This window comes from Streptomyces sp. NPDC012935, assembly GCF_042900345.1.
Lineage (GTDB): Bacteria > Actinomycetota > Actinomycetes > Streptomycetales > Streptomycetaceae > Streptomyces.
The window spans coordinates 120,268-146,548 of sequence record NZ_JBIBBC010000001.1 but is presented as its reverse complement, the minus strand read 5'-3'; the positions used below and the strand labels follow the sequence as shown (position 1 = coordinate 146,548).

Here is a 26,281-nt window from a genome sequence, read left to right as displayed (position 1 = left end):
GCCGGGTGTACTTGGGGACACCCCCTCAGGGGCAGGGCGCACGGGACCCGCACGGATCCAGCCAATTGAACGGTTTCAATTCCATCACCGCCGCACGCTTCACCGGCTGAGTGCTTCTGTTGGAATCTGCACAGAATTCGTGCTGCTCGCACCATGGACTCATGTCACTTCTGCCACTAGCTTCAACCGTCGTTCGAGCTGAATCGTTCCAACTTCGACGAGCCGAAGGGACAACGGCATGAACGACGGAGTCGACAGCACGAAGGGCCGAGGGGTGCGTCGCAGGACCGTGCTCACCACCGCACTGGGCGCCGCACCGGTCGTCCTCGCGGGCGGGATCGCCGCAGGCGGACCCGCATCGGCCGCCCCCACCTCGCACCGCACGGCCGTCGAGGGCCTGACGGTCGAGCACAGAACGAACCCCCTCGGCGTGGACGCCACTCGCCCCCGGTTCGGCTGGCGCATGGCGTCCTCGGTGCGCGGTCGCCGCCAGTCTGCGTACCGGATCCTCGTCGCGACCGCACCCGACCGCCTGACCCCCTCCCGGGCGGACGTCTGGAACAGCGGCCGGGTCACCTCACCCGACTCGATCGCCGTGCGCTACGAGGGCCCCACCCTGCGCGCCTCCACCCGCTACCACTGGACGGTGACCACCTGGGACGAGACCGGCCGAGCCGTCCCTGCCGCCCCGACCGCCCACTTCGAGACCGGGCTGCTCGGCACCGACGGCGTCGCCGGCTGGGGCGGCGCCCGGTGGATCACCATGGCCGGCAAGCAGCCCAACACCGCCGGCGCCCCGCTCCTGCGTCACCAGGCACGCCTGACGGGACGTCAAGTACGGGGCGCCCGGCTCTACATCTCCGCCCTCGGCGTCTACGAGGCCCACATCAACGGCCGACGCGTCGCCGTGCCGCAGGACGACGCAACGACCCATGAACTGCTGACGCCGGGCTGGACCAACTACGACAGCACCGTCAACTACTTCACGTACGACGTGACGGACCTGGTCGTGGGGGAGCGACGTGAGGGGGGCGAGGGGCACGCGGGGCACGTCACCCTCGCCGCCGTACTCGGCAACGGCTGGTACAACAGCCGTGTCTCCGAGAACAGCACCTACTACTCCGCCGACGGCAACCGCCTGGCACTCAAGGCCAAGCTCCTGATCCGGTACGCCGACGGCTCTGAGCAGACGGTGGTCACCGCACCAGGCGACGACTGGAAGGCCACCGACACCGGCCCCTACCGTGCCGACGACATCTACGACGGTCAGACCTACGACGCCCGCAGGGAACTCGAAGGCTGGACGTCCGGCGACTTCGACGCCGCCGCCTGGGCCGGCGTGACCGAGCACGACTTCACCACCAGGTTCCCCGACGCCAGGCTGGTCGCCCATCCGGGAGAGAGCGCCCGCCTGATGCCCCGGTGGGACCGCAAGCCGCAGTCCGTCACCGTCTACACGGGCGTGACCGGCCAGGACGGCAGCCCCAACGGCAAGGGCCGCATCGTCGTCGACCCCGCCCGCACGGTCACCGACCCGGCCGAGGCCGCCAAGGCGGCCGTGACCCTGCACCCCGGCGACACGGCCGTGATCGACCTGGGTCAGAACCTGGTCGGCGTGCCCCGCTACACACTGCGCGGCCAGGCAGGCACCGAAGTCGCCTTCAGGCCCGGCGAGATGCTCAACGACGACAGTGAGGGCGCGGACGGTCCCGTCGGATCGGTCTACCGCGCCAACCTCCGTTCCGCGAAGGCCACCAGCACCTACATCCTCAAGGGCGACCCCGACGGCGAGACCCACGAGGACTCGCTGACCTTCTACGGCTTCCGCTACGTCTCCGTCACCGCGACCGAAACAGTCACCCTCACCCGCTTCACCGGCAGGGTCGCGACCTCCGCCCTCCGCGACATCGGCACGATCACGACCGACGACGCGGACATCAACCAGCTGATCAGCAACGTGCGTTGGGGGCAGCGCGGCAACTACCTCTGGGTGCCCACCGACTGCCCGCAACGCGACGAGCGCCTCGGCTGGACGGGCGACACCCAGCTCTTCTGCAACACCGGGCTCTACAACGCCGACGCGGTCAACTTCCTCAGCCACTTCGAGGACAACCTGATCGACTCGCAGCGCACCTACGGCCTGGACGGCGCCCAGTTCACGGCGGTCGCGCCCGGCAACCGCTACAACGCTGCGGCTCCCGCCAGCGGCTGGGCGGACTGCGGGGTGGTCGTGCCATGGACGGTGTGGCAGATGTCCGGCGACCCCACCATCGTCGACCGCAGCTGGACGGCGATGACGAAGTACGTCGACTGGATCCGCGGACGCACCGGCGACGCGTACGCCGGGCAGGGCGCGATCTTCGGTGACTGGCTTGCCTTCCAGGACACCAGCACCCAGCTGATCAGCGACGTCTACTACGGCTACAGCGTGCGCCTCATGGCGGACATGGCCCGCGGCACCGGCCGCACCACCGAGGCGCGCGCCTACGAAGACCTGTTCGCCCGCATCAAGCGCGCGTTCACCACCAAGTACCTGGCCACCGACGCCACGACGGGCCGGGTGACCGTACGGTCGAGTCTCGGAGACGCACCTCCCACCGGCGGCCGGACCGAGGACGACACCCAGACCGCCCTGCTGTGGGTCCTCAAGCTCGGCTTCTACGACACCGAGGCTCAGCGCCGTCAACTGGTCACGCTGCTCGCCGAGAACATCGGCAACGACGAGGCCTACAAGGAGGCCCACCCCGGCAGCACCCGCGTGAAGTACCCCGAGAACACCCTGTCCGTCGGCTTCCTCGGTGTGAACGTCCTCGCCCCCGTGCTCACCGACGAGGGCCGCGTCGACCTCGCGTACAAGCTGCTCCACCAGGACGCCATGCCGTCCTGGCTGTACTCGGTGCGCAACGGCGCGACCACCATCTGGGAGCGCTGGAACTCGTACTCGAAGGAGGACGGCTTCGGCCCGGTCGACATGAACTCGTTCAACCACTACTCCTACGGCGCGATCATGGAGTGGATGTACGAGAGCATGGCGGGCATCGCGAAGGACCAGGCCCACCCGGGTTTCCGGCACTTCTTCCTGCGCCCGCGCCTCGACCCGACCGGGCAGATCACGCAGGTCGCAGGCTCGCACCACGCTCCGTACGGGGAGATCGTCAGCGAGTGGCGGACGGAGGGCCGGATGCTGACCTACCGGGCCGTGGTCCCCGCGAACAGCACGGCGACCCTGCACATCCCCACGTCCGACCCGGCCTCGGTGCGCACGGGCAGGACCCCCCTGTCCCGGGTACCGGGCGTGAAGTACCTGGGCTTCGAGGGCGGGACGGCGAGCTACCGGCTGCCCTCCGGCCGCTACCAGGTGACCGCCGCCCTCGGCTGACCTGCGGTCCCCCGTGTGGCGGGTCCGGTCGGGGGAACTCGGCCGGCATGGACGAGCCGACCCGCACCCACACGTCGTACTGGATCGAGACGGCACCGCCCGGCGACCCCGCGCCCCCGCCGGACGGTGACCTCACCGTGGACGTCGCCGTCGTGGGCGCGGGGATCGCCGGGATCGCCACGGCCTGGGAGCTGGCCCGGCGAGGTCACGGCGTCGCCCTGCTCGAGGCGGACCGGATCGCCGCCGGCGTCACGGGGCACACCACCGCCAAGCTGACCGCGCAGCACACCCTGATCTACGACCGGCTCCGCCGCACCCGGGGCAAGGACGGCGCACGCCTGTACGCGACCTCGCAGACGGACGCGATCAGGCATGCCGCCGAGGTCGTCGACGAGCTCGGCATCGACTGCGACTGGGAGGAGACGGCGGCCCACACCTACGCCGAGGACAGCGACCGTACCGACGAACTGCGGGCCGAGGCCGACGCCGCCCGGGAGGCGGGCCTGAGCGCCGAGTACGTGACCGAAACGGAGCTGCCGTTTCCGGTGGCGGGCGCCGTGCGCGTCGAGGGGCAGGCGCAGTTCCATCCACGCAAGTACCTGCTGGCGCTGGCCGCCGACCTCCAACGCCTCGGCGGGCAGGTGTACGAGCACACACGCGTGGTGGGTCTGTCCGAGGGCGAGCCCTGCGTGCTGACGACCGAGGACGGTGCGAAGGTGAGGGCCGAAACCATCGTGGTCGCCACCCACTACCCGATCTTCGACCGGGCGCTGCTGTTCACCCGCCTGACGCCCCGCCGGGAACTGGTCGTCACGGCCCCCATCGACGCGGCCGAGGCACCCACCGGCATGTACATCACCACCGAACAGAACACCCGCTCGATCCGCACGGCCCCCTACGGCGACGGAAAACGTCTGCTCATCGTCACCGGCGAGCACTTCACCCCGGGCGCGGGCGGCGACGTCGAGGCGCGCTTCGAGGCGCTGACGCGCTGGGCGCAGGAGCGCTTCGGTGACCTCTCCTTCACCCACCGCTGGGCCACGCAGGACAACGACTCCACCGACTCCGTCCCGCTCGTCGGCCCCCTGCACCCCGCGAGCCGCCATGTCCACGTTGCCACCGGCTTCGGCGGCTGGGGACTCAGCGGCGGCATCATGGCGGGCCGCCTGCTCTGCGACCTGATCACCGGTCGCGAGAACCTGTGGAGCGACCTCTACGACCCCCGCCGTGTGATGTCCGTCGTCCGCGAGGGGAAGGACTTCGTCAAGCACCAGACCGACGTCGCCCGCCACTTCGTCGGCGACCGGCTGCACCACCTGCCCGGCCCGTCGACCAGCTCGGTGGACGACATCGCGCCCGGGGAAGGCGCCATCGTCCACGTGTCCGGCAAGCGCTGCGCCGTCCACCGCGACGACGACGGAAAGGTGCACGCCGTCTCCGCGAAGTGCACCCACCTGGGCTGTCTGGTCGCGTTCAACCGCGCGGAACGGACCTGGGAATGCCCCTGCCACGGCTCGCGCTTCGATCCCGACGGCCGAGTCGTCCAGGGGCCCGCCGTACGACCGTTGGAGCAGCGAGACCTCTGAGGCGGTGCCCTCAGCTGCCGTCTGGGCCGACCAGGACGACCTCCAGCGTGCGCGGGCCGTGCACCCCCTCCACCCGGTCCAGCTCGATGTCGCTGGTGGCCGAGGGGCCGGAGATCCACGTCAACGGGCGGGTGGGAGCGAGGCGTTCCAGCGCCTGCGGGACCGACGACACGACCTGCTCGGGGACCCGAACGACACAGATGTGGTGGTCGGGGACGAGCGTGATGCGGCGCCGGCCCTGGTCGGGGGAGCCGTCGAGGACGATGGTGCCGGTCTCGGCGATGGCGAGCGCGCAGCCGGTGACCACGCTCTCGACCTTGTCGAGTTCGTGAGGCGTACTCACGGCGCGGTCGTGGACGCGGGTGGGATCGGCGGCCGACATCCACTCCGGGGGGAGGCCCGGAGGGACGAGCACGTACTGGGGCCCTCGCTCGGCGAGCAACCGCATGATCAGGTAGGGCACGTCCTCAGTGGTCGTCCGGTGCACGATCGCCCGGTAATCTGCCAGGTTCTCGGCCAGCACATCGACCGTCTCCGCGACACTGCGCTCACCGTGCTCGCGCAGATAGTCCCTCGGCACCGCCTCCTCGTACGGCGAATCGTCCCGGGGCGCGTCCGGCGCGTCCGGTACGTCCGCCAGCGCCCGCCGCACCCGGCCCAGGATCCGTTCCCTGCTGCTCACTTGGCACCGCCCTTTCCACCCTGCGTCCGCTGCCACCAGTCCCGGAACGGCTCCGCGGGCACCTCCGGCAGATCCCGCGTTCCGCTCCACGCCTTGCCCGGCCCCGGCAGCGAGCGTGGATGCAGGCGGCGGGTGCGTGCGGCGAGCCGCTGGCCGGTGCGCAGGGCACCCGGGTGACTGAACGCCCAGCGCGCCGCCCGCATCGCGGCCCGCTCGGCAGCATGGCCCTTCGCTGGTTTCAGGACCACCTTGTTGCCGTTGGAGGTCACCTGGCCGCCCTGAACGACCCGCTCCCGCAGATGCACCAGCACCTCGGGGATGTCGATGGCGACGGGGCAGACCTCGTAACAGGCGCCGCACAGCGACGACGCATACGGCAGCGAGGCGTCGATCTCGCTTGTCACACCGCGGAGTTGGGGGCTGAGGATGGCACCGATGGGCCCGGGGTAGACCGAGCCGTAGGCGTGACCGCCGGCCCGTTCGTAGACCGGGCAGACGTTGAGGCACGCCGAGCAGCGGATGCAGCGCAGGGCCTGGCGTCCGACCTCGTCGGCGAGGGTGTCGGTGCGGCCGTTGTCCAGGAGGACCAGGTGGAAGGTCTTCGGCCCGCCCGCCGTCTCGGAGTCCGTCGTGCCGGTCCACATGGACGTGTACGGGTTCATGCGCTCGGCGGTGGAGGAGCGGGGGAGGGTCTGCAGGAACACCTCCAGGTCACGCCAGGTGGGCACGATCTTCTCGATGCCGACGACCGAGATCAGCGTCTCGGGCAGGGTCAGGCACATCCGCCCGTTGCCCTCGGACTCCACGACGACCAGCGTGCCCGTCTCGGCGACCATGAAGTTGGCGCCGGAGACGCCGACCTTGGCGCGCAGGAACTTCTCGCGCAGATGCAGCCGGGCCGCCTCGGCGAGTTCGGCGGGGGTGTCGGTCAGGCCCTCCGGAGCCGGGCGGCCCCACTCGCCCATCTCACGCCGGAAGATGTCCCGGATCTCACCGCGGTTGCGGTGGATGGCAGGCACGAGGATGTGCGAGGGCCGGTCCTTGCCCAACTGCACGATCAGCTCGGCGAGATCGGTCTCGTAGGCGCGGATGCCCTCCGCCTCCAGGGCCTCGTTCAGCCCGATCTCCTGCGTGGCCATGGACTTGACCTTGACGACTTCCGACTCACCGGTCGCCTTGACCAGGCCGGCCACGATCCGGTTGGCCTCGTCGGCGTCGGCGGCCCAGTGGACCGTGCCGCCCGCCGCCGTGACCGACTCCTCCAACTGCACGAGATACCGGTCGAGATGGCGCAGCGTATGGTCCTTGATCCGTTTCCCGGCCTCCCGCAGCGCCGCCCAGTCGGACACCTCCGCGACGGCCTTGGCCCGCTTGGCGCGGATCGTGTGCGTGGCGTGGCGCAGGTTGCCGCGCAGGGTCGTGTCGTGCACGGCCTCGTGCGCGGCCTTCGGAAACGCCGGCATCCCGAGATACGTTCCACTCATGCCGCCGGCTCCTCCTCCGTGCTCGCCAGGATCTGAGCGATGTGCACCGGCCGCATGCCCGTCCGCAGCCGCGCCATGGTCCCGCCGATGTGCATCAGACAGGAGTTGTCGGCCGCGCACAGCACCTCGGCCCCCGTCGACTCGGCGTTGCGCACCTTGTCCGTGCCCATCGCCGCCGAGACGTCGGCGTTCTTCAGCGCGAAGGTCCCGCCGAACCCGCAGCACTCGTCCGCGCCCGGCAGCTCCGCCAACTCCAGCCCCTTGACGGCCTGCAGCAGCCGCCGGGGCCGGTCGGCCAGCCCCAGTCCGCGCAGGCCGTGGCAGGTCGGGTGGTACGTCACCCTGTGTGGGTAGTAGGCGCCCACGTCCGTCACCCCCAGCACGTCCACCAGGAACTCCGTCAGCTCGTACGTCTTCGGCACCACCGGCGCCAGGGTCGCCGCGAGGGTGTCCCCGCGGCCCTCGGCCCGGGCCCGCTCACCCATCCGCGGATACAGCTCGCGCACCATCGCCCCGCACGATCCGGACGGGGTGACGATCGCCTCGTACTCCCCGAAGACATCGGAGAAATGCCGGGCGAGCGGCTCGGCCTCGTGCCGGTATCCGGTGTTGTAGTGCGCCTGTCCGCAGCAGGTCTGGGCCATCGGGAAGTCGACCTCGACGCCCAGCCTGGTCAGCAGTTTCACCACAGCGCGCCCGGTGTCCGGATAGAGCGTGTCGTTGACACAGGTCAGGAACAGGGCGACACGCATCGCGGCTCCTTGTGATCGGTCATCGGATGAGTGCAGGGTAATGCGGCAGCGCGGCGCAGGGGAGACCCCGCCCGCCCCGGGTGAGCCGGTCACCCTCGGACGAGCCGGTCACGCCCGGACGAGCCGCGCCTCCGCCTCGCTCCAGCGCGCCGCGTCGCCCCGCGGCTCGTACCGGCTCAGCGGTTGCGTACGGGTGAGCAGGCGCCGTCCGTCGGCGAGGTCGCCGACCAGCCCGTGGGTACCTGCCTGGACCAGGACGTTCCCGAGGGCGGCGGCCTCGCTCGGGCCGGCCACCACCGGCAGCCCGCAGGCGTCGGCGGTCAACTGGCACAGCAGGGCGTTGCGGGTACCGCCCCCGACCACATGCACGACGTCGACCGGATGGTCGGCCAGCCGCTCGGCGTCCCTGATCGCGCGCCGGTGGGCCAGGGCGAGCGAGTCGAGGATGCAGCGCGTGATCTCGGCGGGCGAGACCGGCACCGGCTGCCCCGAGGCCCGGCACGCCTCGGCGATCCGCTCCGGCATCCGCCCCGGCGCCAGGAACGCCGCGTCCTCCGCGTCCACGACCGACCGCAGCTCCGGCACCTTGGACGCGTCGAGCAGCAGCCCGCCCAGGTCGGGGTCTCCCCAGGCCCGTACGCACTCCTGGAGCAACCACAGCCCCATGATGTTCCGCAGGTACCGGACCGTGCCGTCCAGCCCCAGCTCGTTGGTGAAGTTGGCGGCCCGGCTCTCTTCTGTCAGCACGGGCGCGTCCAGCTCCAGACCCGCCAGCGACCAGGTGCCGGTGCAGATGTACGCGAACCGCTCGCCGGCCTCGGCCGGAACGGCGGCCACGGCGGACGCGGTGTCGTGCGACCCCACCGCCGTCACCGGCACCGGACCGCTCAGCCCGGTCTCCTCAAGCACCTCGTCGCGCAACACCCCCGCGCGATCGCCCGGTTGCCGCAGCGGCGCGAACAGGCCCAGGTCGATGCCCAGCCGGTCAGCGATGTCGTACGCCCAGTCGCGGGTACGGGGATCGATCAGCTGGGTGGTGGAGGCATTGGTGAGCTCGGTGCCCTGCTCGCCGGTGAGCCAGTACGTCAGCAGATCCGGGACGAGCAACAGCCGCTCGGCGTGCCGTAGCTGAGCCGAGTCCCGGGCCGCCGCCAGCTGGTACAGCGTGTTGAAGGGCGCGTACTGCAACCCGGTGGCGGCGTACAGCTCCGCCGCCGGGACGGTCGCCCACACCTTCTCCGCGACCCCCTGCGTCCGGGAGTCCCGGTAGTGCACGGGGTTGCCGAGCAGGGCCCCGTCCGCGTCCAGCAGGCCGTGGTCGACGGCCCAGCTGTCGATGCCGACGGAGTCGACCTGACCGGCCGCCCGCAGCCCCTCCAGGACGCCCGCGTACAGGGCGAGAACATCCCAGCGCAGCCCTTCGGGCACCCGCACGGGCCGGTTGGGGAAGCGGTGCGCCTCGGCGAGCTCCAGACGGTCGAGGGCGACGCGGCCGACCATGACACGCCCGCTGGACGCGCCGAGGTCGACCGCGGCGTACGACTTCACGGACGCACTCACCGCAGGAAGGCGGCCGCGACGCCGGCGTCGACCGGGACATGCAGTCCCGTGGTGTGGGTCAGGTCCCCGCCGGTGAGCGCGAAGACGGCGTTCGCGACATGCTCCGGGAGCACCTCCCGCTTCAGGATGGTCCGCTGGGCGTAGAACTCGCCCAGCTTGTCCTCCTCGACCCCGTACACGGCGGCCCGCTGGGCGCCCCAGCCGCCGGCGAAGATCCCGGAACCACGGACGACGCCGTCCGGGTTGATGCCGTTGACGCGGATGCCGTGCTCACCCAACTCCGCCGCAAGAAGCCGCACCTGGTGGGCCTGGTCGGCCTTGGTGGCCGAGTAGGCGATGTTGTTGGGGCCGGCGAAGACAGCGTTCTTGGAGGCGATGTAGACGATGTCACCGCCCAGCTCCTGAGCGATCATCACGCGCGCCGCCTCCCTCGACACGAGGAAGGAGCCACGGGCCATGATGTCGTGCTGGAGGTCCCAGTCCTTGGCCGACGTCTCAAGCAGGGGCTTGGAGATGGAGATCCCGGCGTTGTTGACGACGAGATCGACTCCGCCGAAGGCCAGTACGGCCGCCTTGAACGCGTCGGCGATCTGCTCCTCGGACGTGACGTCCACCGCCACCGCCACCGCCTTGTCGGGACCGCCCAGCTCCTCGGCGACGGCCTGGGCGTTCTCGGCGTCGAGATCGGCGACCACCACACACGCGCCCTCGGCGACGAGCCGATGCGCGATGGCCTTCCCGATCCCACTGCCGGCGCCGGTCACGAACGCGACCCGTGTCGCGAGCGCCTTGGGCTTCGGCATCCGCTGCAGCTTGGCCTCCTCCAGCGCCCAGTACTCGATACGGAACTTCTCGGACTCCTCGATGGGCGCGTACGTCGAGACCGCCTCGGCCCCCCGCATCACATTGATGGCGTTGACGTAGAACTCGCCGGCGACCCGGGCGGTCTGCTTGTCCTTGCCGAAGCTGAACATGCCGACACCCGGGACCAGCACGATCGCCGGGTCGGCGCCGCGCATGGCGGGGGAGTCGGGCAGGGCGTGCCGCCGGTAGTAGGCGGCGTACTCCTCGCGGTACGCGGTGTGCAGCTCCCCCAGCCGGGCGATCGCCTCGTCGAGGGGAGCGGTGGGCGGCAGATCGAGGACGAGCGGCCGCACCTTGGTGCGCAGGAAGTGATCGGGGCAGGACGTGCCGAGCGCGGCGAGCCGCGGGTGCTCGGCGCTCGCGAGGAAGTCGAGGACGACCTCGGAGTCGGTGAAGTGGCCGACCTGCGGGCGGTCCTGCGAGGCGATGGCGCGGATGACCGGCGCCAGCGCAGCGGCCCGCTCCCGCCGCTCACCGGCGCCGAGCGCCGCGTACCCCTCGATCAGCGGCCCGAAGGGCTCCGGCTTCCCTCGCTCGGCGAGAAACGCCTCGGCGGTCCGGATGATGTGCAGCGAGTTCCGCTCGCACTCCTCGGAGGTGTCACCCCAGGCGGTGATGCCGTGCCCACCGAGCACACACCCGACGGCCTGCGGATTGGCCTCCTTGACCGCGGCGATGTCCAGCCCCAGCTGAAACCCGGGCCGCCGCCACGGCACCCACACCACGCTGTCCCCGAAGCACTCGTCGGTCAGCTTCTCCCCGTCGGCGGCACAGGCGAGCGCGATGCCGGAGTCGGGATGCAGATGATCGACATGCGCGGCCGCCACGAGCCCGTGCATGGCGGTGTCGATCGACGGAGCCGCCCCGCCCTTGCCGTGCAGGCAGTAGTCGAACGCGGCGACCATCTCGTCCTCCCGCTCGACGCCCGGGTAGACGTCGACAAGGGCCCGCATACGGTCCAGCCGCAGCACCGCCAGCCCGGCCTCGGTGAGCGTGCCGAGGTCACCACCGGACCCCTTGACCCACATCAACTCGACGTCACCGCCCGTGACGGGGTCGGTGTCGATTCCCTTGGCGGACGCGTTCCCACCGGCGTAGTTGGTGTTGCGGGGGTCGGAGCCGAGACGGTGGGAACGGGCGAGGAGGGCGGCGGCTTCGGAATGGGGAGCCATGTGTTCTCAGTCCTTCGAAGAAGATTCCATACGTTTCTGACGGGTGCCGTCAGGGGCGCAGGGGATCAGGCGCGAAGCGCCGATCCCGGGGGCGCGGGGCTGTATTGGATTTGCGGCTACCGCCGCGTGGGCGCGACCAGCCACAACGGCGCCGCAGCCCGCAACGAGACAGATCCCGGCAGACGCTCACGCCCCCCAACCGGCCTGCTGCCCGCCAACCCGCTCAGTCACAACCTTCTCGGCCCACCCGGAACGGCGATACGCACCCATGGGATCCGCATCGAGCCCCATCTCTTCCCGAACCTCGGCCAGCAACGGCCGCACATCCGTGTTGTAGGCATCCATGAGCACCGCATTCGCGCCCAGCACATCACCGCAGGCCTGCGCCGCAGCCAACGCCCCCCGGTCAACCAGCAGCGCCTTCGCCGTGGCCTCCTGCACGTTCATCACGGACCGGATGATCGCCGGGATCTTCGCCTCGATGTTGTGGCACTGGTCGAGCATGAACGCCACGTCGGACGTGAACCCGCCCCCACGCACCACCTCGTACATGATCCGGAACAACTGGAACGGATCCGCGGCCCCCACCATCAGGTCGTCGTCGGCGTAGAAGCGCGAGTTGAAGTCGAATCCGCCGAGCTTCCCCTCCCGCAGCAGCGTCGCGACGATGAACTCGATGTTGGTGCCCGGCGCGTGATGCCCGGTGTCGACGACGACCTGCGCCTTCGGCCCGAGCTTGAGGCAGTGCGCATAGGCCGTGCCCCAGTCCGGTACGTCCGTCGTGTAGAAGGCCGGCTCGAAGAACTTGTACTCCAGCAGCATCCGCTGCCCGTCCCCGAGCCGCTCGTACACCTCCGCCAGCCCCTCGGCCAGGCGGTCCTGCCGCGCGCGCACGTCATCCTGACCGGGATAGTTCGTGCCGTCCGCGAACCACAGCTTCAGATCGGCGGAGCCCGTCGCGTCCATGATGTCGACGCACTCCAGCAGATGGTCGACGGCCTTGCGCCGCACCACCGCGTCCGGATGACAGATGCTGCCCAGCTTGTAGTCGTCGTCCTGGAACGTGTTGGAGTTGATCGCGCCCAGCTTCACGCCGCGGTCCTGGGCGTGCTTGGCAAGCGCCGCATAGTCGTCGACCTTGTCCCACGGAATGTGCAGGGCGACGGTCGGGGCGACACCGGTGAACGCGTGCACCTGAGCGGCGTCGTCCAGCTTCTCCTGCGGTGTCCGGGGAACGCCTTGCTGGGCGAACACCTTGAACCGCGTCCCCGAGTTCCCGTACGCCCACGACGGCGTTTCGACTGCCTGGGTCTTGAGTGCGGCCTTCACCGCGGCGAGCTCGGTCACTGAGGGCTCCTGTGACGTCGGGACGGAAGTCGGACGGTGGACATCTGAAAGCTTCGTCGTGAAACGATTCAAGACGGGAACGTATGAGGCCCCCGAAGGAGTGTCAAGCCCCGCGGCCACGGCTTCTTGTTGTGACTCGCCCGTGACCTTCGTTCATCGAAAGTTTTTCGACACGGACCCATTGACGTGACATGCGCTGCGTGCCTAACGTCCCGGCAACCAAGTTGAAACCTTTCACGACGTCGAGAGGGCCGTCCCGCCGACGTCGTCGAGGAGCCCTCATGACCCACCCGTCCACCACGGGTCCGGCCCCGGTTCTGGCGCTCAGGGACATCTCGAAGTCCTTCGGCGCGGTCCGCGCCCTGCGGGACGTCTCCCTGGAGCTGTTTCCCGGGGAGGTGCACGCCCTCGCCGGGGAGAACGGCGCGGGCAAGTCGACCCTGATCAAGACGCTCGCCGGAGTGCACCGGCCGGACGCCGGCCAGGTGCTGCTCGACGGCGCGCCCGTCGTCTTCCACGGCCCCGGCGACGCCCGCGACGCCGGTATCGCCGTGATCTACCAGGAGCCGACGCTCTTCCCCGACCTGTCGATCGCCGAGAACATCTTCATGGGCCGTCAGCCGCGGCGCGCCCTCGGCCGGATCGACCACAAGGCCACGCACACCGCGACCCTCGCCCTGATGCGGCGCCTCGGCGTCGAACTCGACCCCGACCGGCCCGCGCGCGGCCTGTCCATCGCCGACCAGCAGATCGTCGAGATCGCCAAGGCGCTCTCCTTCGACGCCCGCGTCCTGATCATGGACGAGCCGACCGCCGCACTCACCGGCAGCGAGGTCGCCCGGCTCTTCGGCGTCGTGCGCACCCTGCGCGAACAGGGCGCCGCCGTCCTCTTCATCTCCCACCGGCTGGAGGAGATCTTCCAGATCTGCCGGCGGGTCACCACCCTGCGCGACGGCGCCTGGATCGCCAGCGAACCGCTCGACGGTATGACCGAGGACGACCTCGTACGCCGGATGGTCGGCCGCGACCTGGAGGAGCTGTACCCCAAGCAGGACGTGAAGCCGGGCGAAGTCGCCCTGAGCGTACGCCGGTTGACCCGCGAGGGCGTCTTCACCGATGTCTCCTTCGACGTACGGCGCGGCGAGATCGTCGGCCTCGCGGGGCTCGTCGGCGCCGGCCGTACCGAAGTCGCGCGGGCCGTCTTCGGCATCGACCGCTGGGACGCGGGCGAGGTGTCCGTCGGCGGCAGGGCGCTCACCAACGGCGCCCCCTCCACCGCCATGGCCTGCGGCCTCGCCCTCGTCCCCGAGGACCGGCGGGCTCAAGGCCTGGTGATGGACATGTCCATCGAGCGCAACATCGGCCTCACCGGGCTGCGTACGACCGTGAAGGCCGGCCTGATGGACCGCGGCGCCGAACGCAGCCGCTCCCTCGACTGGGCCGTCAAGCTCCAGGTCAAGTACGCGCGGATCGCCGACACCGTCAACACCCTGTCCGGCGGCAACCAGCAGAAGGTCGTCCTCGCCAAATGGCTCGCGACCGGCCCCAAGGTGCTGATCGTCGACGAGCCCACCCGGGGCATCGACGTCGGCACGAAGGCCGAAGTGCACCGGCTGCTCAGCGAGTTGGCCGCCGATGGCGTGGCGGTCCTGATGATCTCCTCCGACCTGCCCGAGATCCTCGGCATGGCCGACCGCGTGCTCGTGATGCACGAGGGCCGCCTCACCGCCGAGATCCCGCGCTCCGAAGCCACCGAGGAAACCGTGATGGCCGCAGCCACCGGGAGGGCCGCCGCATGACGGTCATCACTCCCAAAGAGGCTCCGGTGACCGACGTACCCAAGTCCAGCGGCACCCGCCTCGTCGACCGCGTCTTCAAGATGCGTGAACTCGCCATCCTGGTCGTCTTCGTGGTGATGATCGTCGTCACCCAGCTGGGCAACAGCGAGTTCCTCACCGAGCAGGGCATCAAGGACCTGCTGCTGAACGCGACGATCCTCGTCCTGGTCGCCACGGGCCAGTCCCTGGTCGTCATCACGAGGAACGTCGACCTGTCGGTCGGCTCGACGCTCGGCATCAGCGCCTTCGCCGCCGGAACGTACCTCCAGGGCGGCGGGAACCCGGTCCTCGCCGTGCTCCTGGCGGTCCTGATGGGCATCGGCTTCGGCCTGCTGAACGGCCTCCTCGTCAGCCTCGGCCAGGTGCCCGCGCTCGTCGTCACCCTCGGCACGCTCTACATCATCCGCGGCATCGACTCCATCTGGGTCGGCTCCCGCCAGATCACCGCGGCCGACCTCCCGGACGGCTTCGTCGACTTCGGCTCCGGCGGCATCCTTGCCGTGCCGTGGCTGGCGCTGATCGCCCTGGTCGTGCTGGTGGCGACCGCGTACTACCTCAGGCACTTCGGCAGCGGCCGCGAGCTGTACGCCCTCGGCTCCAACCCGGAGGCCGCCCGCCTCGCCGGCATCCCGGTCCGCAAGCGGATCCTGGCCGCGTACACCTTCTGCGGTGCCCTCGCCGGTCTCGCGGGGGCCCTGTACCTGGCCCGGTTCGGCAACGTCGACTCCGGCACCGGCAACGGCTACGAACTCACCGTCGTCAGCGCGGTCGTGGTCGGCGGCGTCGTCTTCACCGGCGGGTCCGGCAGCGTCTACGGTGCCGCCCTCGGCGCGCTGCTGCTGACCTCCATCAACAGCGTCCTGCCCGCCCTCGGCGTCAGCTCCGTCTGGGTGCTCGCCATCAACGGCATCCTGCTCATCCTCGCCATCGCGATCGACCGGATCGTCGCGCTGCGCGTGGCCAACGCCCTGAAGAAGAGGAACGCCCGCCATGGCTGACTCGTCGCTCGCGCGCGCCGTTCGCTGGGACACGGTTGTCGGCGCCCTTCTGATCGTCGTGCTCCTGCTGTCCTTCACCACGGTCGATGGCTTCGGAAACGCGCTCAACTTGTCGTTCCTGATCGGAAACACCCTTCCGATCGCTTTGATCGCCCTGCCGATGACACTGCTGGTCGTGTCGGGCGAGATCGATCTTTCGGTCGCATCGACCGCCGGTCTCTCGGGCGCCGTGATGGGTGCGCTGTGGAACCAGGGCATGACGATCGAGACGATCATCCCGATCTGCCTGCTGCTCGGTGTGGTGTGCGGTCTGATCAACGGGCTTTTGGTGACCAGGCTGGGCCTGCCGTCCCTCGCCGTCACGATCGGCACGCTCGCCGCCTACCGGGGCATCGCACAGATCGTGCTCGGGTCGGACGCGGTGACCGACTTCCCGTCCCAGTACCTGGACTTCGCCGCCGGACGGATCGGCGACACGTTCGTTCCGTACGCCTTCCTGCCCTTCCTCGTCCTGCTCGCCATCGCCGTGGTCGCGCTGCACGCCACGCCGTTCGGGCGGTCGGTCTTCGCCACCGGCGCGAGCGAGGAGGCGGCGCGCTTCGCCGGTATCCGCGTCAAGCGGCAGAAGCTGATCCTGTTCACCGTGACCGGGCTGATGGCCTCCCTCACCGGCATCTTCTGGGCGCTGCACTACGCGAGCGCCCGCTACGACAACGCCACGGGGCTCGAACTCTCCGTCGTCGCCGCCGTGCTGCTCGGCGGCATCGACTTCGACGGCGGCAAGGGCACGCTGGGTGGTGCCATCGCCGGGGTGTTCCTGCTGGGGGCGTTGCAGAACGTCATGAGCCTCCAGGACGTCTCCGCCCAGTCGCAGATCGTCGTCACCGGCGTCCTGCTCGTGCTTTCCGTGCTCGGCCCGCGGGTCGCGCGGCAGATCTCCGTGGCGAGGGCGGGCCGTAGAGCCGCCTCGACTCCGTCGACTCCGACCTCGTAACTCAGCCCTTCTTCGTAAAGGACTCCCACCATGCGCAAGTCATCCCTCCGCCGTGCCTCCGCGGCCCTCGCCGCCGCCACTTCTCTCGCCCTCGCCCTCACCGCCTGCGGGGGCACCACCAAGGAGGACGTCAAGAGCGAGGGCGCCTCCGCCGCCACCGCCGGCAAGGCCGACCCGAACGCCGAGCTGAAGAAGGGCCTGACCGTCGGCTTCCTGCCCAAGCAGGTCAACAACCCCTACTTCACCTCCGCCGACAAGGGCGGCGAGGCGGCGCTGAAGGAGCTGGGCTCCAGCTACAAGGAGGTCGGGCCGTCCAGCGCGACCGACACCGCCGGGCAGGTGAGTTACGTCAACACGCTCACCCAGCAGCAGGTCGACGCGATGGCCGTCTCCGCACAGGACCCGGGCGCCCTGTGCACCGCGCTGAAGCAGGCCATGAAGAACGACATCAAGGTCGTCACCTACGACTCCGACACCACCGCCGACTGCCGCAACGCCTTCGTCTCGCAGGCGTCCGCCGAGGACCTCGGCCGCACCGAGGTGCAGCTGCTCGCCGAACAGATCGACTACAAGGGCGAGATCGCGATCCTGTCCGCCGCGCAGACCGCGACGAACCAGAACACCTGGATCGACTTCATGAAGGACGAGCTCAAGGACCCCAAGTACAAGGACATCAAGCTCGTCAAGATCGCCTACGGCAACGACGACGCCCAGCAGTCCTTCCAGCAGACCCAGGGCCTGCTCCAGGAGTACCCGAACCTGAAGGGGATCATCTCCCCGACGACGGTCGGCATCAAGGCGGCCGCCCAGTACCTCTCCGGCTCCAAGTACAAGGGCAAGGTCAAGCTGACCGGCCTCGGCACCCCGAACGACATGCGCAAGTACGTCAAGAACGGCACCGTCGAGGCGTTCGAGCTGTGGGACCCCTCGAAGCTCGGCGAGCTGGCCGCCCGCACCGCCGTCGCCCTGGTCTCCGGCCAGATCACCGGCAAGGAGGGCGAGACCTTCGAGGCCGGGGACATGGGCGAGTACACCATCGGCAAGGACGGCGTGATCAGCCTCGGCAAGCCGACCGTGTTCGACGCCAAGAACATTGACAAGTTCGACTTCTGAACCGTCATCAACTTCTGAGCCCCGTCATCAATTTCTGAGTCCATCTTCAACTTCTGGGCCCCGGAGGGTCGTTGATGCAGCGCGTGTGCTTCCTGCTGAAGGTCCGTCAGGACCGCCTGGACGAGTACCGCGAGCGGCACGCCGCCGTGTGGCCGGAGATGCTCGAAGCGCTCTCGGCCACCGGCTGGCACAACTACTCGCTCTTCCTGCGTGACGACGGCCTGCTCGTCGGCTACCTGGAGACCGAGGACTTCGCCGCCGCCGTGGCCGGCATGGAAGCCACCGATGTCAACGCCCGCTGGCAGGCGGAGATGGCGCCGTTCTTCGAGTCATTGGACGGCGCCCGCCCCGACGAGGCCATGAAACCGCTCACCGAGGTGTTCCACCTCGCCTGACCCACCCTTCCCACCCCTCGCCGACAACGGAGTCCCCGAGATGAAGAGACGCACCCTGCTGGGCGCCGCCCTCGCCGGAGCCGTGACGACCCCCGCCCTCGCGTCCGGCACGGCCCGCGCCGCCGGCCCCGGTCCGTCCCTCACCCTGACCGGTACGACCACGCTCGACACGCAGGCCATCTACTTCGTGTCGTACGACGGGCTGGTCAACAACAACGCCTTCCAGAAGAACGGCCTGCTGACCTACAAGGGCTACCAGTACGCCGTCTGGTACACCGCCGACCGCGGAGCCGTCGTCGGCCGCCGCGCGCTCGGCGCCACCACCTGGTCCACCCTCAAGGTGGGCCACACCCTGCGCTACAACGACTCCCACAACGTCATCTCGATGGGGATCTCGAAGGTCGACGGCCGCCTTCACCTCAACATGGACTCGCACAGCGACGGCTTCACCTACGTCAAGTCCGTCGCCGGGCTGATGGACAACCCGGCGGGCCTGAGCTGGAGCGCGAGCCGCTTCGGCGCACCTCAGCCGACCATGGACGGTCTCGCACTCACCTCGCAGTTCACCTACCCGCAGTTCATCGCCACCCCCGACGGCGGACTCCAGCTCAGCTACCGGGTAGCCGTCTCCGGCAACGGCCGCAACGCCCTGGCCGAGTACGACGGTTCGACCTGGACCAGCCTCGGCGAGTGGTCCAGTTCCACGGGCACGTACACCAGCGAGCACGGCTCCTCGACCGCCCGCAACATGTACCTGCACGGCATCGACTACGACCGTAACGGCCGCCTGCACTCCTTGTTCACCTGGCGTGAGCAGAACGGCGCCGTGATGTGCAACGGCGGCGGCATCACCAACCACGACACCGGCTACGTCTACTCCGACGACCGCGGCCGCACCTGGCGCAACAACGCCGGCACCGTCGTCGGCACGACCGGCGGCTCCGACAAGGTCGCCGTCACCGACAGCGGCCTGGTGATCGACGCACTCAACCCCGACCACTCCCTGATGAACCAGGAGAGCCAGTTCACCGACTCGGCGGGCCTGCCGCACGCGATCATCAGCTACGTCCCCGGCCGCTTCGGGCAGTGCACCACGAACTACGTCGCCGACCGCACCGCCAACGGCCGTGCCTTCCACGTCCGCAAGAACTCCTCGGGCACCTGGCACAAGACCGAGATCCCGGTCCCGCTGAACTCCAGCCAGCGCACCAAGCTGATCCTGGACAAGTACGACAACGCGTACGCGATCTTCCCGTTCTGCCGGATCGCCGGAGCCTCCAAGGCCTCCGGACACACGGACTGGACGGTGCTGTACGACGGTGTCACCGCCGGGCTGAACGCCTTCGGCGAGGTCGTGATCGACGAGACGCGCGTCGGACAGGACCACTACCTGTCGATCATGTACCAGGAGAAGTCCAGCGGTACGACGCCCTCGGCGCTGCGCAACCTCAACTTCCGCCTGCCTGCCTGATCGCAGCCGATGTGGGCGGCATGACGGTAATGTGAAGGCCTTCCCGCCGCCCCGCGTCTTACGAGTCTTTCTGGAGGTCCCTGCCCGATGGCCCAGTCGGTGGGTATCAAGGACGTCGCACGCGCCGCCGGAGTCTCCGTCGGCACGGTGTCCAACGTCATCAACCGTCCGGACGCGGTCGCGACGGAGACGCGGGCGCGGGTGCAGTCCGCGATAGACCGGCTGGGCTATGTCCGCAGCGAGTCCGCGCGCCAGCTGCGCGCGGGACGCAGCCGGATCATGGGACTGCTCGTCCTCGACATGGGCAACCCCTTCTTCGTCGACGTGGCGCGCGGCGCCGAGCGGACCGCGCGTGACGCCGGGCTCGGCGTGATGGTCTGCAACAGCGCGCAGAGCGCGAGCGAGGAGGCCGACTACTTGTCCCTCTTCGCCGAACAGCGCGTGCGGGGCGTGCTGCTGACACCGGCCGACGCCACCGGACGCAACATCGAAACGTTTCGCCGCCACAACATCCCCTTCGTCCTGGTCGACCGGGTCGCCGAGGGCACCACCGAGTGCTCGGTCTCGGTCGACGACGTCGCGGGCGGGGCGCTGGCCGTACGCCACCTCGTCGACGCCGGGCACCGTTCCATCGCGTACGTCAGCGGCCCGCCCGGCCTCAACCAGGTCCGCGACCGCCGCACCGGCGCCCTGAACGCGCTGGCGGAGGCGGGCCTCGGCCCGGAGAACCTGCGCGAGCTGCCCACCGAGCGGCTCGACGTCGCCGCCGGCCGGGACGCCGGCGCCCGCCTGCTCGGCCTCGCCGACCGCCCGACCGCCGTCTTCTGCGCCAACGACCTGCTCGCCCTCGGCGTCCTGCAGGCCATGTACGCCGCCGGCGTCGGCGTCCCCGACGACCTGGCGATCGTCGGCTACGACGACATCGAGTTCGCGGCCGCCGCGGCCGTCCCCCTCACCTCCGTACGGCAGCCCGCGGTCACCATGGGCACGCTCGCCGCGGAGATGCTGCTGGAGGAGACGGAGGAGGAGACCGGGACGAAGCGGCACGAGCACCGGCGTGTCGTACTCCAGCCCGAGCTCGTGGTGCGGCGCTCCAGCCTGTCGGCCCGCTGATCCCGAGGCGGTCCGGACCCGACGTCACTGATCGGTCGTTCAGTACGATTTCATGATCCCAGGGCTCGGTCGGCGGACGAACATGTGTTGAACTGGGACGCGGCCCGAAAACCATCCGTCCCGGGAGCCCTGTTGACCGTCAGCTATCGCCAGCCCGGCGTCGTCCTCACCGACCGCCACTTCACCGTGCCCCTCGATCACGACGCCCCGACGGGCGAGACGATCGAGCTCTACGCCCGTGAGGTGGTCGCCAGCGACAAGGCGCACCAGGACCAGCCGTGGCTGGTCTACCTCCAGGGCGGTCCCGGCTTCGGGGCGAACCGATTCGTCGGCAAGGGCGCCTGGCTCGGCCGCGCACTCAAGGATTACCGCGTTCTGCTGCTGGACCAGCGCGGCACCGGCCACTCAGCGCCCGCCAACCGTCAGACCCTCCCGCTGCGCGGCACCCCCGCCGAACAGGCCGACTACCTCACGCACTTCCGCGCCGACTCGATCGTCCGCGACTGCGAGGCGATCCGCCGCGAGGTGACCGGCGGCGCCCCCTGGACCGTCCTCGGCCAGAGCTTCGGCGGCTTCTGCACGGTCAACTACCTCTCCACCGCCCCCGAGGGCCTGACCGCCGCGGTCGTCACCGGCGGCCTGCCCTCCCTCGACGCGCACGCCGACGACGTCTACCGGGCGGCCTACCCGCGCATCGAGCGCAAGGTCGCCGCGCACTACGCCCGCTACCCGCAGGACGTGGAGCGCGCCCGCCGTATCGCCGACCACCTCCTCGGAGGCGACGTGGTCCTGCCGAACGGCTACCGCCTCACCGCCGAGGCCTTCCAGTCGCTCGGCATCCTCCTCGGCGGCAGCGAGGGCAGCCACCGTCTGCACTACCTGCTGGAGGACGCCTTCGTCCGCACCCCGCAGGGAGCCGCCCTCTCGGACGCCTTCCAGGAGGAGGTCCAGGGCCTGCTGTCGTACGCGAGCCACCCGCTGTACGCCCTCGTCCACGAGGCGATCTACGGCCAGGACGCGCGCCCCACCAACTGGTCCGCCGAGCGCGTCCGCGCCGAGTACCCGCAGTTCGACGCGGCCAAGACCCTCGCCGGCGACGGGCCGCTGCTGTTCACCGGCGAGACGATCCACCCCTGGATGTTCGACTGCGACCCGGCGCTGCGCCCGCTGCGCGAGACCGCCGAACTCCTCGCCGCCCGAACCGACTGGAAGCCCCTGTACGACCCGGCGCGCCTCGCCGCCAACGAGGTGCCCGTCGCGGCCGCCGTCTACCACGACGACATGTACGTCGACACCGCCCACTCCCTCGCCACCGCCCGTGCGATCCGCGGACTGCGGACCTGGGTGACGGACGAGTTCGAGCACGACGGTGTACGGGCCGGCGGCCCTCGCGTCCTGGACCGGCTGCTCGCGCTCACCCGTGACGAAGCGTGATGTCGGTGTCACGCGTTAGTGTGCGGACATGACCGAGCCGACGATCACTCAGCTGAAGCCCATGCCGGAGGACTGGCAGCGCGCGCTCGCCGTCGTCGCGCATCCGGACGACCTCGAGTACGGCTGCTCGGCGGCGATCGCCGCCTGGACCGACACCGGCCGCGAGGTCGGCTATGTCCTCGCGACCCGCGGCGAGGCCGGCATCGACACCCTGGAACCCGCGAAGTGCGCACCGCTGCGGGAGCGCGAGCAGCGGGCCAGCGCGGCCGTCGTGGGCGTGTCGGCGGTGGAGTTCCTCGACCATGAGGACGGCGTGATCGAGTACGGCATCGACCTGCGCCGCGACATCGCCGCTGCGATCCGCCGGCACCGGCCCGAACTGGTGATCACGCTCAACCACCGGGACACCTGGGGCGGCGTCGCCTGGAACACCCCGGACCATGTGGCGGTCGGCCGCGCGACGCTGGACGCGGCCGGCGACGCGGGCAACCGCTGGATCTTCCCCGAGCTCATCGAGCAGGGCCTGGAGCCCTGGAACGGCGTGCGCTGGGTCGCCGTCGCCGGTTCCAGCACACCCACGCACGCGGTGGACGCGACGGCAGGCCTGGAGCGGGCGGTGCGCTCGCTGCTCGAACACCGCACCTACATCGAGGTGCTGACGAGCGAGGACCCGGAGACGTACGCCCGCGGTTTCCTCACCGCGAACGCCGAGGCACTGGGGGAGCGGTTCGGCGGAAAGCCGGCCGTGGCATTCGAACTGTTCGGTCGGTAGGTCCGGCGGACAGATGTGGGAAACGGGGGCACGGTGAACGACACGGAAGTGCTGGCGGACCGCTTCGAGGAGCACCGCGGCCATCTCAAGGCGGTCGCCTACCGCATGCTCGGCTCCCTGGCCGAGGCGGAGGACGCCGTCCAGGAGGCCTGGCTGAAGCTGAGCCGCAGCGACGCGGGCCCCATCGAGAACCTCGGCGGCTGGCTGACGACCGTGGTCGGCCGGGTCTGCCTCGACATGCTGCGCTCGCGCACCCGGCGCCACGAGGAGCCCCTGGACGACACCTTCGTCCCGGACCCCGTGATCAGACCGCTGTCGACGATCGATCCCGAGCAGGAGGTTCTCCAGGCGGACTCGGTGGGCCTGGCCCTGCTGGTGGTGCTGGAGACGCTGGAGCCCGCCGAGCGGATCGCGTTCGTGCTGCACGACATGTTCGCCGTGCCCTTCGACGAGATCGCGCCGATCGTGGAACGCACCTCGGCCGCCACCCGCCAACTGGCCAGTCGCGCCCGGCGCCGGGCGCGTGGCGCCACCCCGTCGTCCGAGCCCGACCTCGGCCGACAGCGCCAGGTCCTCGACGCCTTCATGGCTGCCTCCCGCGCGGGGGACTTCGAGGCGCTGCTCGCGGTCCTCGACCCGGATGTGGTGCTGCGCGCGGACTCCGGGCCGCTGGCCCGCGGTGCGGCGGCGTCGAAGGTCGTGCGCGGTGCGAAGCCGGTGGCCGAACAGGCGCTGCTGTTCGCTCAGCTCGCGCGGTACGCGCAGCTCGTGCTGGTCAACGGGGCGATCGGGATCGTCCACGCCCCCGAGGGGCGGCCGCAGTCGGTCATGGGCGTCACCATCGCCGACGGCCGCATCACGCGCATGTACATCCTGGCGGACCCCGAGCGGCTCGGCGGCCTCGATCTGCGGGGCCTCGGCGGCTGAGTCAGGCCTGAACTCACTGGTGAGCTTCTCGTTCCGTATGCTGAACGGTATGCAAGATCAGATGTTCGATCGGGCTGACCTGCACGGTGACTGCACCAGCTGCTTCGGACTGTGCTGTGTGGCCCTGCCGTTCGCCGCGTCCGCCGACTTCGCGGTCGACAAGGCGGCCGGCAAGCCCTGCCACAACCTCCGTGACGACCACCGGTGCGGCATCCACGACAGGCTCCGGCAGACCGGTTTCACCGGCTGCACCGTCTATGACTGCTTCGGTGCCGGCCAGAAGGTCTCGCAGGTCACCTTCGGCGGACAGGACTGGCGGACGGGCTCCCGTGAGCACGCCCGGCAGATGTTCGACGTCTTCCCGGTCGTCCGCCAGCTCCACGAACTGCTGTGGTACCTCACCGAGGCACTCACCCTGCGCGCCGCCTGTCCCCTCCACGCCGACCTGCGCCGGATCCTGGAGAGGACCGAGGAGCTCACCCGGGGGACCCCGCAGGACCTCGCGGCGCTGGACGTGGCCGCGCATCGCCAGGACGTCAACGTGCTCCTGCTCAAGACCAGCGAGCTGGCCAGGGCCGGCATCGGCGGCGGCCGCAAGAAGAACCGCCGTGGCGCGGACCTGATGGGCGCCCGGCTCAAGGGCGCCGACCTGCGTGGCGCGAATTTGCGTGGCGCCTACCTCATCGCGGCCGACCTGACCGGGGCCGATCTGCGCGGAGCGGACCTCATCGGTGCCGATCTGCGCGACACCGACCTCACCGACGCCGATCTGACGGACGCCTTCTTCCTGACCCAGCCCCAGCTCAACGCGGCCCGGGGCAGCGCGGGCACCCGGCTGCCCGCGTCACTCAGCCGACCCGTGCACTGGACAGCGGACGTCTGACGTCGTGCTCTCCGCGGTCCCGGACGGGACGGGTTCGGTACGCGCTGTGCCGGGCATCCGTCGCTGCACGCGCAGTCGCAACCCCTCCGGCATCAGCGTCAGCCGCTCCGTCACCCGCAGGCGATACCCCGGCTCGGCAGGCAACTCGTACCGCCGCAGCAGCAGGCCCAGCACCAGTGTGGCCTCGTGCAGAGCGAACTGGCGGCCGATGCACGCCCGCGCCCCCGTCCCGAACGGCTTGAAGGTGTGCGACGCCCGCGTCCGCACGGCCTGCGGGTCGAAGCGGTCCGGATCGAAGCTCTCGGCGTCGGGGCCCCACACCTGCGGATCACGGTGCAGCATCGCCGTCAGCACCAGAGCCCAGGCGCCCCGCCGCATCGGATGGTCGCCGCCGAGCACGGTGTCCTCGCGCGCCTCCCGGGCGAAGGCGGGCGCCGTCGGCCACAGCCGCAGCGACTCGTCCAGGATCCGGCGCACATACCGCAGCCGCGCCACCTGGTCGTAGCCGGGCGCCGCCGTGTCGCCCCACACCCGCTCGACCTCGGCGCGGGCGCGGGCCGCGACATCCGGGTGCCGGGACAGATAGTGCAGGGCGAAGGAGAGGGCGCCCGAGGTGGTCTCGTGGCCGGCCACCAGGAAGGTGATCACCTGTCGGCGGACGTTCTGCGCCGAGAGCCGCTCGCCCGTCTCCGGGTGGCTTGTCTCCAGCATCCGGTCCAGCAGATCGCCGCCCCCGCCGCCGCCCGCCGTACGGGCCCGGACCAGGTCGTCGACCGTGCGGTTGAGGTAGTCGATGTCGGCCTGGTTGCGCCGTGCGGCACGCCGCAGCAGGAACGGCGACGGCACGGTGTTGAGCCGCTGCGCGTAGCTGAGCGTGCCGACCATCGCCGTCACGAAGGGATGCGGACGGGCGCGTTCGAAGGAGCCGAAGTCGTGCCCGAACCCGGTGCGGGCGATGGTCTCCAGGGTCAGCTTGGTCATGTCCCCGGGCACGTCCACCCTCCGGCCCGCATCGGCGGCGCGGTCCCAGTGGTCCATGAGCCGGTCGGCGACGGCCAGCATCATCGGGTGGTAGCCCGCCATGGCCTCCCGGCTGAACCCCGGTGCCAGGACGTCGTGCGCCAGCTGCCAGTTCGGCTCGTGGTTGTACGCCGTGAACAGACCGTCGCCGACGACCGGCCGCAGGTTGGCTATGCCGAGCCCCACATGCTTGGCGAACCGGGACTCGTCCGCCATGTCGGCCGCGAGGCCGGCGCCCCACACGAACACGAACTCCTTGTCGAAGGCCTTGCGCCGGAAGATCGGCCCCAACTGCCGGGCGAACCGCAGGGAGTCCTGCAGCGGCGTACGCCGGCTGGCGCCGAGCGCATCGCCGAGCAGCGGGAGCCGGTGCGGGGGGTGCGGGATGCGGGAGAGCTCCGGCCAGCCGTGCTCGGCGCTGCGGAATCCCTTCGGAAGTCCGGACCCGGTCGTTGTCTCCGCCATGACGCGATCTCCCTCGATCTCCCTGGATCCAG

General features: G+C 70.3%; 20 protein-coding genes. 13 read left to right on the top strand and 7 right to left on the bottom strand.

Translation table 11 applies throughout. The features are described from left to right. Positions 1 to 238 precede the first annotated feature (238 nt). Positions 239 to 3,379 (top strand): family 78 glycoside hydrolase catalytic domain, encoded by a 3,141-nt coding sequence (locus tag ACFY5C_RS00655; RefSeq protein WP_389438946.1) that lies wholly within the window; start codon positions 239 to 241, stop codon positions 3,377 to 3,379. A 47-nt stretch (positions 3,380 to 3,426) separates the two neighbouring features. Beyond that, positions 3,427 to 4,965 (top strand): FAD-dependent oxidoreductase, encoded by a 1,539-nt coding sequence (locus ACFY5C_RS00650; protein WP_389438945.1) that lies wholly within the window; start codon positions 3,427 to 3,429, stop codon positions 4,963 to 4,965. Between the two features lie 10 nt (positions 4,966 to 4,975). Here ACFY5C_RS00650 and ACFY5C_RS00645 read toward each other — a convergent pair whose 3' ends face one another. The 6 genes from ACFY5C_RS00645 to rhaI all read right to left on the bottom strand — a co-directional run bounded on the left by ACFY5C_RS00645 (position 4,976) and on the right by rhaI (position 12,826). Next, a complete protein-coding gene (locus ACFY5C_RS00645) occupies positions 4,976 to 5,647 on the bottom strand; it encodes a lactate utilization protein C (RefSeq protein WP_389438943.1) in 672 nt (223 codons plus the stop codon). Further along, positions 5,644 to 7,131 (bottom strand): LutB/LldF family L-lactate oxidation iron-sulfur protein, encoded by a 1,488-nt coding sequence (locus ACFY5C_RS00640; protein ID WP_389438941.1) that lies wholly within the window; start codon positions 7,129 to 7,131, stop codon positions 5,644 to 5,646. Before ACFY5C_RS00640 ends, ACFY5C_RS00645 begins: the two co-directional genes overlap by 4 nt. Beyond that, the gene (locus tag ACFY5C_RS00635) at positions 7,128 to 7,883 is read right to left on the bottom strand and encodes a (Fe-S)-binding protein (protein WP_389438939.1); all 756 of its coding nucleotides are present in this window, start codon (positions 7,881 to 7,883) and stop codon (positions 7,128 to 7,130) included. Before ACFY5C_RS00635 ends, ACFY5C_RS00640 begins: the two co-directional genes overlap by 4 nt. A 108-nt stretch (positions 7,884 to 7,991) precedes the next feature. Continuing rightward, on the bottom strand, positions 7,992 to 9,431 hold the full coding sequence (locus tag ACFY5C_RS00630; RefSeq protein ID WP_389440608.1) for a rhamnulokinase family protein: 1,440 nt from the start codon (positions 9,429 to 9,431) through the stop codon (positions 7,992 to 7,994). A gap of 8 nt (positions 9,432 to 9,439) precedes the next feature. Then, positions 9,440 to 11,479: a bifunctional aldolase/short-chain dehydrogenase gene (locus ACFY5C_RS00625; protein WP_389438937.1), complete on the bottom strand. Its 2,040-nt coding sequence runs from the start codon at positions 11,477 to 11,479 to the stop codon at positions 9,440 to 9,442. A 186-nt stretch (positions 11,480 to 11,665) separates the two neighbouring features. Beyond that, positions 11,666 to 12,826 carry an L-rhamnose isomerase gene (rhaI, locus tag ACFY5C_RS00620; RefSeq protein ID WP_389438935.1) on the bottom strand — a complete coding sequence of 387 codons (1,161 nt, stop codon included), beginning with the start codon at positions 12,824 to 12,826 and terminating at the stop codon, positions 11,666 to 11,668. A gap of 281 nt (positions 12,827 to 13,107) precedes the next feature. On the opposite strand from rhaI, the gene ACFY5C_RS00615 reads away from it, so the two are divergent. The 11 genes from ACFY5C_RS00615 to ACFY5C_RS00565 all read left to right on the top strand — a co-directional run bounded on the left by ACFY5C_RS00615 (position 13,108) and on the right by ACFY5C_RS00565 (position 24,764). After that, positions 13,108 to 14,625 (top strand): sugar ABC transporter ATP-binding protein, encoded by a 1,518-nt coding sequence (locus tag ACFY5C_RS00615; protein ID WP_389438933.1) that lies wholly within the window; start codon positions 13,108 to 13,110, stop codon positions 14,623 to 14,625. Then, positions 14,622 to 15,662 carry an ABC transporter permease gene (locus ACFY5C_RS00610; protein WP_389438931.1) on the top strand — a complete coding sequence of 347 codons (1,041 nt, stop codon included), beginning with the start codon at positions 14,622 to 14,624 and terminating at the stop codon, positions 15,660 to 15,662. Before ACFY5C_RS00615 ends, ACFY5C_RS00610 begins: the two co-directional genes overlap by 4 nt. Continuing rightward, positions 15,655 to 16,656 carry an ABC transporter permease gene (locus tag ACFY5C_RS00605; protein WP_389438929.1) on the top strand — a complete coding sequence of 334 codons (1,002 nt, stop codon included), beginning with the start codon at positions 15,655 to 15,657 and terminating at the stop codon, positions 16,654 to 16,656. Before ACFY5C_RS00610 ends, ACFY5C_RS00605 begins: the two co-directional genes overlap by 8 nt. Before the next feature lie 30 nt (positions 16,657 to 16,686). Then, positions 16,687 to 17,769 carry a rhamnose ABC transporter substrate-binding protein gene (rhaS, locus tag ACFY5C_RS00600; protein WP_389438927.1) on the top strand — a complete coding sequence of 361 codons (1,083 nt, stop codon included), beginning with the start codon at positions 16,687 to 16,689 and terminating at the stop codon, positions 17,767 to 17,769. Positions 17,770 to 17,843: 74 nt separating this feature from the next. Beyond that, positions 17,844 to 18,164, top strand: coding sequence for an L-rhamnose mutarotase (locus ACFY5C_RS00595; protein WP_389440606.1), 321 nt, complete (start codon positions 17,844 to 17,846; stop codon positions 18,162 to 18,164). 40 nt (positions 18,165 to 18,204) lie between these two features. Further along, positions 18,205 to 19,635 (top strand): BNR repeat-containing protein, encoded by a 1,431-nt coding sequence (locus tag ACFY5C_RS00590; RefSeq protein WP_389438925.1) that lies wholly within the window; start codon positions 18,205 to 18,207, stop codon positions 19,633 to 19,635. Positions 19,636 to 19,722: 87 nt separating this feature from the next. Next, complete coding sequence (locus tag ACFY5C_RS00585; protein WP_389438923.1) at positions 19,723 to 20,748, top strand: LacI family DNA-binding transcriptional regulator; 1,026 nt, start codon at positions 19,723 to 19,725, stop codon at positions 20,746 to 20,748. Between the two features lie 132 nt (positions 20,749 to 20,880). Next, positions 20,881 to 22,182 (top strand): alpha/beta fold hydrolase, encoded by a 1,302-nt coding sequence (locus tag ACFY5C_RS00580; protein ID WP_389438921.1) that lies wholly within the window; start codon positions 20,881 to 20,883, stop codon positions 22,180 to 22,182. Between the two features lie 28 nt (positions 22,183 to 22,210). Next, the gene (locus tag ACFY5C_RS00575) at positions 22,211 to 22,954 is read left to right on the top strand and encodes a PIG-L deacetylase family protein (RefSeq protein WP_389438919.1); all 744 of its coding nucleotides are present in this window, start codon (positions 22,211 to 22,213) and stop codon (positions 22,952 to 22,954) included. 33 nt (positions 22,955 to 22,987) lie between these two features. Then, positions 22,988 to 23,881: an RNA polymerase sigma factor SigJ gene (gene sigJ, locus ACFY5C_RS00570; RefSeq protein WP_389438917.1), complete on the top strand. Its 894-nt coding sequence runs from the start codon at positions 22,988 to 22,990 to the stop codon at positions 23,879 to 23,881. Positions 23,882 to 23,918: 37 nt separating this feature from the next. Beyond that, positions 23,919 to 24,764, top strand: a complete 846-nt coding sequence (locus tag ACFY5C_RS00565; RefSeq protein WP_389438916.1) for a pentapeptide repeat-containing protein — start codon at positions 23,919 to 23,921, stop codon at positions 24,762 to 24,764. On the opposite strand, the gene ACFY5C_RS00560 is transcribed toward ACFY5C_RS00565, so the two are convergent. Next, entirely contained in the window at positions 24,726 to 26,249 is a 1,524-nt protein-coding gene (locus tag ACFY5C_RS00560; RefSeq protein WP_389438914.1) for a cytochrome P450, read from the bottom strand. The two genes, ACFY5C_RS00565 and ACFY5C_RS00560, sit on opposite strands and share 39 nt — an antisense overlap. Positions 26,250 to 26,281: the final 32 nt, after the last annotated feature.

Excerpts from the sequence above, each read along its gene's own strand:
- ACFY5C_RS00655 (WP_389438946.1), top strand. The coding sequence starts at position 239 with ATGAACGACGGAGTCGACAGCACGAAGGGCCGAGGGGTGCGTCGCAGG.
- ACFY5C_RS00650 (WP_389438945.1), top strand. The coding sequence starts at position 3,427 with ATGGACGAGCCGACCCGCACCCACACGTCGTACTGGATCGAGACGGCA.
- ACFY5C_RS00640 (WP_389438941.1), bottom strand. The coding sequence starts at position 7,131 with ATGAGTGGAACGTATCTCGGGATGCCGGCGTTTCCGAAGGCCGCGCAC.
- ACFY5C_RS00635 (WP_389438939.1), bottom strand. The coding sequence starts at position 7,883 with ATGCGTGTCGCCCTGTTCCTGACCTGTGTCAACGACACGCTCTATCCG.
- ACFY5C_RS00625 (WP_389438937.1), bottom strand. The coding sequence starts at position 11,479 with ATGGCTCCCCATTCCGAAGCCGCCGCCCTCCTCGCCCGTTCCCACCGT.
- ACFY5C_RS00615 (WP_389438933.1), top strand. The coding sequence starts at position 13,108 with ATGACCCACCCGTCCACCACGGGTCCGGCCCCGGTTCTGGCGCTCAGG.
- ACFY5C_RS00610 (WP_389438931.1), top strand. The coding sequence starts at position 14,622 with ATGACGGTCATCACTCCCAAAGAGGCTCCGGTGACCGACGTACCCAAG.
- ACFY5C_RS00605 (WP_389438929.1), top strand. The coding sequence starts at position 15,655 with ATGGCTGACTCGTCGCTCGCGCGCGCCGTTCGCTGGGACACGGTTGTC.
- rhaS (WP_389438927.1), top strand. The coding sequence starts at position 16,687 with ATGCGCAAGTCATCCCTCCGCCGTGCCTCCGCGGCCCTCGCCGCCGCC.
- ACFY5C_RS00595 (WP_389440606.1), top strand. The coding sequence starts at position 17,844 with ATGCAGCGCGTGTGCTTCCTGCTGAAGGTCCGTCAGGACCGCCTGGAC.
- ACFY5C_RS00590 (WP_389438925.1), top strand. The coding sequence starts at position 18,205 with ATGAAGAGACGCACCCTGCTGGGCGCCGCCCTCGCCGGAGCCGTGACG.
- ACFY5C_RS00585 (WP_389438923.1), top strand. The coding sequence starts at position 19,723 with ATGGCCCAGTCGGTGGGTATCAAGGACGTCGCACGCGCCGCCGGAGTC.
- ACFY5C_RS00575 (WP_389438919.1), top strand. The coding sequence starts at position 22,211 with ATGACCGAGCCGACGATCACTCAGCTGAAGCCCATGCCGGAGGACTGG.
- ACFY5C_RS00565 (WP_389438916.1), top strand. The coding sequence starts at position 23,919 with ATGCTGAACGGTATGCAAGATCAGATGTTCGATCGGGCTGACCTGCAC.
- ACFY5C_RS00560 (WP_389438914.1), bottom strand. The coding sequence starts at position 26,249 with ATGGCGGAGACAACGACCGGGTCCGGACTTCCGAAGGGATTCCGCAGC.